Raw genomic sequence first — 7846 nt, 5'->3', positions numbered from 1 at the left:
CTGCGACGCCGCCGACGTCGCTGCCGGCCCGTCGGGGCCGGCATGCATGTTCCGCAACTTCGCGGGCGCTCCCGACGGTGGCCTGCTCGGCGCGATGCACATGAGTCAGCCCGGCGCCAACAGATTCATCGAGCGCATCTCGACGCGCGGCTGGGGCACCTTGCACCTGCAGTCCGCCGGGGTCTTGATCGACTCGGGGCAAGCCAGTGTCAATCTTGTCGCCGCCATTCCGTCGCTGCATGCCGCCTTGTCGGTCATGATCGCGGTGTTCCTTTGGCGCCGCGTTGATTGGCGCTGGCGGCCGTTGCTGCCGGCTTACGTGTTGACCATGGCCTTCACTCTGGTGTACGCGGCGGAGCACTACGTCGTCGACATTCTGTTGGGCTGGGCATTCGCTGCGGTCGTCCTGCTCGTCATCGGTCGGCTGGAATCGCGGCGCAGCGGGGACGGACGCTCAGCCGATCCGGTCGGAGGACTCAGCGAGCCAGTGAGCGATGGCGGCGGCGGCCTCGCCGTAGAAGGTTCGGTACACCGCGTCGGCGACATAGCCGATGTGCGGGGTGACGACCACATTGTCCAACGACCGCAGCCGGTGGCCGTCGGGCAACGGCTCGACGTCGAACACGTCGAGTCCCGCCCCGGCGATCCTGTGCGACTGCAGGGCCTCGATCAAAGCCTGCTCGTCGACGATCGGCCCCCGCGAGGTGTTGACTAGCAACGCCGTCGGCTTCATCCACTGCAGCTGTTGTGCGCCGACCAGTCCACGGCTGCGTTCGCTGAGCACCAGGTGGACGGTCAGCACGTCGGCGCGGCTGAACAGCTCGTCCTCGGACACATACATCGCCCCGGCCTGTTCGGCGGCCTCGCGGGTTAGGTTTGTGCTCCACGCGATGACCTGCATGCCGAACGCCGCCCCGACACGCGCCACCCGGGTGCCGATCCGACCCAGACCGAGCACGCCCAGCACCGCGCCGGCAAGTTGGCGGCCGACCGTAGTTTGCCAGCCGCCGGCCCGCACCGAAAGGGTTTCGTCGACGATCCGCCGGGCCGACGCGAGGATGAGCGCCCAGGTGAGTTCGACAGTGGACTCGACGTAGCCGCCGGTCGCGCTCACCTGGATGCCGTGCTCTTCCGCGGCCGCAGTGTCGATCGACGCGTTGTACGGTCCGGTCGACGCGATCATCTTCAGGTTCTCGAGACGCTCGATAGTGTTGCGCGTCAGTGGAGTGCGCTCACGCATGACGCAGACCACATCAAAAGGCCTGAGCCTGTCCACCACCGCGTCCGGATCAGCGAGGTGGTCATTGAACACGGTGATGTCGGCTCGGGCGGCGACCCCCGACCAGTCGGCCATGCTCAGCGCGACATTCTGGTAGTCGTCGAGGATCGCGACTTTCATTGCTTCCACTGCTGTTACTGCGCCGCCGGTTCGAACGCGCCGCTGATCACGTCAACGAGAAGAAACCCTCTGCGTCCAGGTCGGCAGGAGTGTCCGTGCCCACCGCCGCAAGGGCGTGCGCTTTGAAGACGTTCGCCGCGGCACTCGGCTGGTGTCCGACCGGAGTGATCTCGCACTTCAACTCCGGAGGACAGTGCCCACCCCACAACAAAATGTCGATCGTCGTAGCATTACACGCCGCAACGAGATCCCGACGCACAGCCTCGCTGCCGGCCAGCACATCGGTCGCCACTGCCAATGCGCGCGGATGCCCTGCCCCGCCCCGGGAAGCCAGCGCCGTCAACAGATTCTCGGCTTTCGCGCCGAGAATCCTGATCGGCCGATCGTCGATTTCTCCGGCGACCATGACTGTGACGTCCCAACCGGCCATCGCCCGGTCGAAGATCAGTCCGCCCGCAGCAGCGACCGCTTCGGCGACGCTCGGTGCGACGACGTGGAGCCGGTATCGGTCGAGATCCTCGCTCGGCGGGTCAAGCGGCGTGGTCACCGACTGAGCCGGGCTGCTTGCTGCGCGGGAAGGGCTGGTGGAAGCGGCCACAAGTTATCCGTTCGGCTGACGTAGGCGATTTGCAGAAACTACAAACACAGTTGACACTACGAACATAGAGTAACCTGCTCGGCGAAAATGAAAAACCCCCAAAGTCGCGACTGATCTCACCCGAAAGCCACCTCTGATGGATCGCTCCCCGGCCGCCCTGCAGAAGCGCCGCAAGCCTAATCCGATGGAGCGTCGCCGTGAGCTGTGCGACGCGGCCATTCAGCTGCTCGCCGATCACGGCGCCAAGGGCCTGAGCCACCTGAAGGTGGACCGCAAGGCCGGCGTTCCGGACGGCACCACATCGTTCTACTTCCGCACGCGTTCTGCGCTGTTGCGCGCTGTGGCCGAGCGGGTCGCCGAACTCGACCTGGCCAGCCTGCAGTCGGTGGCCGACAGCGCCCCTGCCGCATCGGGATCATCAGGGTCAGCGCTGTCCAAGCTGGTCATCCTGTCGGCTGAAGAACCGCAGCTGACCCAAACGAAGGCGCGTTACGAACTGACCCTGGAAGCCACCCGCGATCCGGCTGTGGCAGCGACCCTCCAGCGCGGCGCGGACGCCTTCACCAAGCTTCACCACGACATCCTCGTCCACCTGCTGCCGCACGGTGCCGACCTGGACCCGGCCGTGGTCGACGATCTGAGCAACGTGACGCTGACCTTCATCAACGGCCTGCTGCTGCGGTTCGCCCACGGCGACCGCGTCATTGAGACTCCCGAGCAACTTGACGCGGTGCTGTCGGCGATCGCGGCGGGCATCCTGCGACACGGGCGACAGGGGCGCCTCACGCACGACGGCGCGCCGCGTCGACCGCCTCGCCGGCGCAAAGCAGCACGCCTCGACTGACGAGACGGACTCTTGTCAGCGCACCCACCATGTGGTTCTCTACGGCAATAGAGTCAGTGTTTCTCCGTCAGAACAATCTTTTAAGCGAAAGGTACAAATCGCCCGAGCTGAGATGGGTGTTGACACACTGGCGGCGGGGCATTCGGCACGTCCGCTATTCGCGCGAGGTGTTCGTGACAGGAGGTTTTCATGACGGTCAGCACCAGCAGTGACGTCTACTACGACCCTTATGATGTCGGCCTCAACGCGGACCCTTACCCCATGTTCCGGCAACTGCGCGAGGAAGCGCCGTTGTACTACAACGGACAGCACGACTTCTACGCGCTGAGCCGTTTCGCCGACGTCAACAAAGGCCTGGTGGACCACGAGACATTCAGTTCAGCCCGCGGGGTGATCACCGAGCTCATAAAGGCCAATCTGGAGATCCCCTCGGGCATGCTGATCTTCGAGGACCCGCCAATCCACGACGTGCACCGCAAGCTGCTCGCGCGCATGTTCACTCCGCGCACGATTCAGGCACTCGAGCCGAAGGTCCGCGAATTCTGCGCGGCCGCAATGGATCCGCTGGTCGGAACCGGGCGCTTCGATTTCGTCCTGGATCTGGGCATGCAGATGCCGATGAAGGTCATTAGCATGCTGCTCGGCATTCCGGAAGACGATCAGGAATTCATCCGCGACCACGGCAACGCGCAATTGCGCACCGAAGCTGGAAAACCGATGAAGGCCGCCGAGCACGGTTTGGCGACAGGTGAGATCTTCGCCGCCTACATCGACTGGAGAGCCGAGCATCCATCGGACGACATCATGACTGATCTGCTGAGCGTTGAGTTCTTCGACGAGACCGGCACTCTGCGGCGGCTGACTCGGGCGGAACTGCTCGTGTACCTGAACGTGGTAGCCGGCGCAGGAAACGAAACAACGACGCGGTTGATCGGCTGGGCGGGAAAGGTTCTCGGAGAGCACCCCGACCAACGGCGTGAGCTGGTCGAAAAGCCGGCGCTGATTCCGCAGGCGGTCGAGGAGTTGCTGCGCTACGAGCCGCCCGCCCCGCACGCGGCGCGCTACGTCACCCGCGACGTCACCTTCCACGGCCACACCGTGCCCGAGGGCAGCGTGATGATGATGCTGATTGGCGCCGCCTGCCGCGATCACCGCCAATACGGCACGGATGCCGACGAATTCAACATCCACCGGCAGGTGCGGCAGCATCTCGCATTCGGCGTCGGCACACACTTCTGTTTGGGCTCAGCCCTGGCGCGCTTGGAGGGCCGCATCGCCTTGGAGGAGATCCTCAAACGCTTCCCGGAGTGGGAAGTCGACTTGGCCGAAGCCCACCTGAGCCCGACGTCGACGGTGCGGGGCTGGGAGTCGATGCCTGCTTCGGTGCCGTCCAATTGAGCGGGCCCGACGCCATATGGTTCTTCGCCGGTGCCGAAACTTGTTACGTCACCGGCGTTTCGCTTCCCGCCGACGCGGGCGGCATGCTCAAGTAGGCACAACAACACTAAACACAAATAGAGGACAACGATGCCCGAATTCAACTACGAACAAATGAAGAAGGACGCCGAGCCGTTCATTAAGTTCGAGAAGGACGTCAAGAACCGGATCGCCTACATCACCTTCGATCGGCCGGACGCGCAGAACTCCGCCACCCTGGGCATGCGGCAGAACTACGCCGACCTGCTCCACAAGTGCAACGTCGACGATGACGTGAAAGTCGTGGTGATCCGGGGCGAGGGCGAAGATTTCGGTAGTGGCGGAGACCTGCCCGAACAGCGGGGAATGATCGAGAACCCCGGAATGCCGTTGCTGCATGAGCTCGCCATCAATGACGACGACGTCAAGTACCCCCCGGGTGGCTCGTACCGCTACCTGTCCACGGTCACGGACTTCTACGCCAAGGCTCGGGCGGGCTGCCGGCCGCTGCAGGAGTTGCGCAAGATCAGCATCATCGAGGCCAAGGGCTACTGTTACGGCTGGCACTTCTATCAGGCCGGCGACGCCGACCTGGTGATCTCCTCCGATGACGCCCTGTTCGGCCACCCGGCTTTCCGCTACGTCGGCTGGGGTCCGCGGCTGTGGTGGTGGGCGGAGACCATGGGACTGCGCAAGTTCTCCGAAATGCTGTTCACTGGAAGGCCTTTCACCGCTCAGGAAATGTACGAGTGCGGCTTCGTCAACAGTGTGGTGCCCCGCGAGAAGCTGGAAGAAGAGACACTGAAGTACGCGACAGCGTGCTCGCGCTCCCGGCCTACCGACACCGTGGCGGTGCAGAAGACGTTCCTCGAGCTCTACAAGCAACACAAGGGCGAGTACTTCGGCAGCCTGCTGACCGGGATGGTCGAAGGAATGTTGCCGTTGATCCAGAACGATCAAGCCAACGATGTGGACCTCACCGAGGGTACCTTCAGCAAGGGTCTGAACAACGTCGTCAAGGACAACGATCTGAACTTCCCGCCCGAGTGGCGGCTGAGCCGCTCCGGACGCCAGAAGCCCTGACCGCACGACGCATTCATGTCGGCACTGACAGGCATCAGAATCGTTGAGCTGGCCGAATCGGTGGCCGGGGAATACTGCGGCAAGCTGCTCGCTGACTTCGGCGCAGACGTGATCAAGGTCGAGCGTCCGCCGGGTGGCAGCCCCACCCGCAGGATGGCACCGATCATCGGCGGGCGCGACGGAACCGACGAGCGCGAAAGAAGCGGCTTGTTCGCGTATTTGAACACAAACAAGCGCTCAGTCCTGCTCGACGCCACCGCGGGTTCCGGCAATGCCGGCCCGGCCGGCCTGCACCAGATCATCGCCACCGCTGACGCGGTCGTCGACGATCACAGTCCAACCTGGGCTGAAGGCGCCGGCCTGTCGTCTGCGCAACTTCAGCGCCGGCACCCGGGTGTGGTGTTCTGCTCAATCACACCGCACGGGCAGGGCGCGGCGCCGGAGTTCGACAATGCCCGCAGCAGCAACGTCTTTCACAGCAGCGGATGGGGTTATCACACTCCCAGCCACGCCGACCCCAGCAAGCCGCCGTTAAACGGCCCGGGCCGCTTCCTCGCCGACTACGAAGCCGGACTCGACGCGGCATTGTGCATCACGTCGTCGCTGTTCTGGCGGTTGCACACCAGCCGTGGTCAGTATGTCGACGTGTCTCAGCAGGCGGTGCTGGTGTCGCGGGCCGACAGCATCCTGGGCAGGTACGTCACCGGTGAGATCGCGCCTCGCAATGACCGTGACGACTACGATCAGCAGGGCCCCGCGTCGTTCTTCGCCTGCGCGGACGGTTTCGTCTACCTCTACATGACCAGTCGCAGCCACTGGCTCGCTCTGAAGAAACTCATGGGCTACCCGAAGTGGCTCGACGCCTTCGACGACGACTGGCTGGAATTCTCGGTCACCGCAGAGAAAGTCGCGACGTTTCATCGAGAGTTCAGCGCGTGGGTCGGCGGTCTGAGCAAAGAGGCCGTCGCCGAGGAGGCTCAGCGGGCCGGTGTGCCACTGGTGCCGGTCAACGAGGCGGACGACCTGCACAGTTCGCCGCAGTACCGCCACCGCGGCTTCTTCGGGGACGTCACCCATCCGGTGCTGGGTACCGCGTCGTACCCCACCGTGCCGTACCTGCTGAGTGCCTCACCGGCGCGCATCACCCGGCCCGCGCCCCACCTCGGTGAGCACACCGCGGAGGTGCTCGCTAGTGTCAACGAGCCGCGCACGCAGCCGACAGTGCAGGCGCCGCAGTACAAACCGCCACTCCGGTCGCGCGGCGGCCCGCTGGAAGGGGTGCGGGTCGTCGAGCTCACGAAGGTCTGGGCCGGTCCGTACGCCGGAAAACTGTTGGCCTTTTTGGGCGCCGAGGTGATCAAAGTCGAGACCTCGGCCAACCCTGAGGAGATGCGCGCCTACGGTGGTACCGACATCAACCACGCGGCGTTCTTCTTGAGCATCAATCCGGAGATCCTCAGTGTCGACCTGGATCTCAAGTCGCCGCACGGTCTGGCGCAGCTGCGTGAACTCATCGCCCGCAGCGACATCGTCGTCAACAACCTGCGGCCTGAAGCGATGGAACGGCTGGGCCTGGGCTACGAGCAACTCAAAGGTGTCAAGCCGGACATCATCTCGGTGTCTATCAAAATGTGGGGCAACGACGGTCCGCTGGGCTACCAGACCGGTTATGCGCCGTGCTTTTCCGCGTTGGCGGGACTTGCCTCGGTGGTGGGCTATCCTGGCGGCCCGCCGCTGGGAGCCAGCATGCGTTACGGAGACTCGACGGTCGGTGCGGCAGCCGCTTACGCTGCCGTCGTGGCGCTGCTGCACCGCGACTTGACCGGTGAAGGCCAGTTCATCGACGTGTCAGCCGTGGAGACTCTGTCGTCGATGATCGGCGATCGCCTGCTCGAACATTCCCTGACAGGAGAGCGGCTGGAACCTGACGGCAACCGCCATCCCGACATGTCCCCGCATAACTGCTATCCCTGCACCGGGGGTGACTGGATCAACATCGCCGTCGCCGACGACGATGAATGGCAGCGATTGTGTGACGCGCTCGGGGATTTGGCGCTGGCCGGCGACGCCCGCTACGCCACGCTTGCCGGGCGGCGCGAACATGCCGATGCCCTCGACCGGGACCTCGCCTGCCTGACCTCCGGCCACGACGCCGAGCAGCTGGCCCGACGGCTCCGGTCGGCCGGGGTGCCGGCGAGCAAGAGCGCCAAATCGGTGGACGTGATCGGCGACGAGATGCTCTGGGACCGTGGGTTCTACTGCTTCGTGAGCGATCATCGCGAAGGGCAGCGACCGATACTCGGGCCGTCGTGGCGGATGTCGGAGTCTTCGGCGCAGATTGAACACGGCGCTCCGGATTTGGGCGAGCACAACGACTATGTCCTGCATGAGATCCTGGGTGCCGGTTCGTCGTCAGGCGTGCCCGAATAGCCGGCGATGGAGGAATCATGACCGGAAGGCTCGCCGGCACGGCGGCGTTGGTGACGGGTGCCAGCGCGGGTATCGG

6 protein-coding genes and 1 pseudogene are annotated in these 7846 nt (G+C 64.5%); 5 read left to right on the top strand and 2 right to left on the bottom strand.

All coding sequences use genetic code 11. The features are described 5' to 3' along the window. Positions 1-442, top strand: a pseudogene (locus tag WA317_RS22265) (phosphatase PAP2 family protein); the annotation flags it as partial. 12 nt (positions 443-454) lie between these two features. Here the strand turns inward: WA317_RS22265 and WA317_RS22260 are convergent. Further along, positions 455-1399, bottom strand: coding sequence for a D-2-hydroxyacid dehydrogenase family protein (locus WA317_RS22260; RefSeq protein WP_425175093.1), 945 nt, complete (start codon positions 1397-1399; stop codon positions 455-457). A gap of 46 nt (positions 1400-1445) precedes the next feature. Further along, positions 1446-1946, bottom strand: a complete 501-nt coding sequence (locus tag WA317_RS22255; protein ID WP_425175092.1) for a hypothetical protein — start codon at positions 1944-1946, stop codon at positions 1446-1448. 208 nt (positions 1947-2154) lie between these two features. Between WA317_RS22255 and WA317_RS22250 the strand changes: the two genes are divergently transcribed. The 4 genes from WA317_RS22250 to WA317_RS22235 all read left to right on the top strand — a co-directional run bounded on the left by WA317_RS22250 (position 2155) and on the right by WA317_RS22235 (position 7770). After that, positions 2155-2841, top strand: coding sequence for a TetR/AcrR family transcriptional regulator (locus WA317_RS22250; protein ID WP_425175094.1), 687 nt, complete (start codon positions 2155-2157; stop codon positions 2839-2841). A 189-nt stretch (positions 2842-3030) separates the two neighbouring features. Then, the gene (locus tag WA317_RS22245; RefSeq protein ID WP_425175091.1) at positions 3031-4239 is read left to right on the top strand and encodes a cytochrome P450; all 1209 of its coding nucleotides are present in this window, start codon (positions 3031-3033) and stop codon (positions 4237-4239) included. Between the two features lie 129 nt (positions 4240-4368). After that, complete coding sequence (locus WA317_RS22240; protein WP_425175090.1) at positions 4369-5340, top strand: enoyl-CoA hydratase/isomerase family protein; 972 nt, start codon at positions 4369-4371, stop codon at positions 5338-5340. Positions 5341-5355: 15 nt separating this feature from the next. Next, positions 5356-7770, top strand: a complete 2415-nt coding sequence (locus WA317_RS22235) for a CaiB/BaiF CoA transferase family protein (protein WP_425175089.1) — start codon at positions 5356-5358, stop codon at positions 7768-7770. The last annotated feature ends 76 nt before the right edge of the window (positions 7771-7846 follow it).

It is taken from the genome of Mycobacterium sp. (assembly GCF_049802695.1).
GTDB lineage: Bacteria > Actinomycetota > Actinomycetes > Mycobacteriales > Mycobacteriaceae > Mycobacterium.
This window is presented reverse-complemented; position numbering and strand designations above follow the sequence as displayed.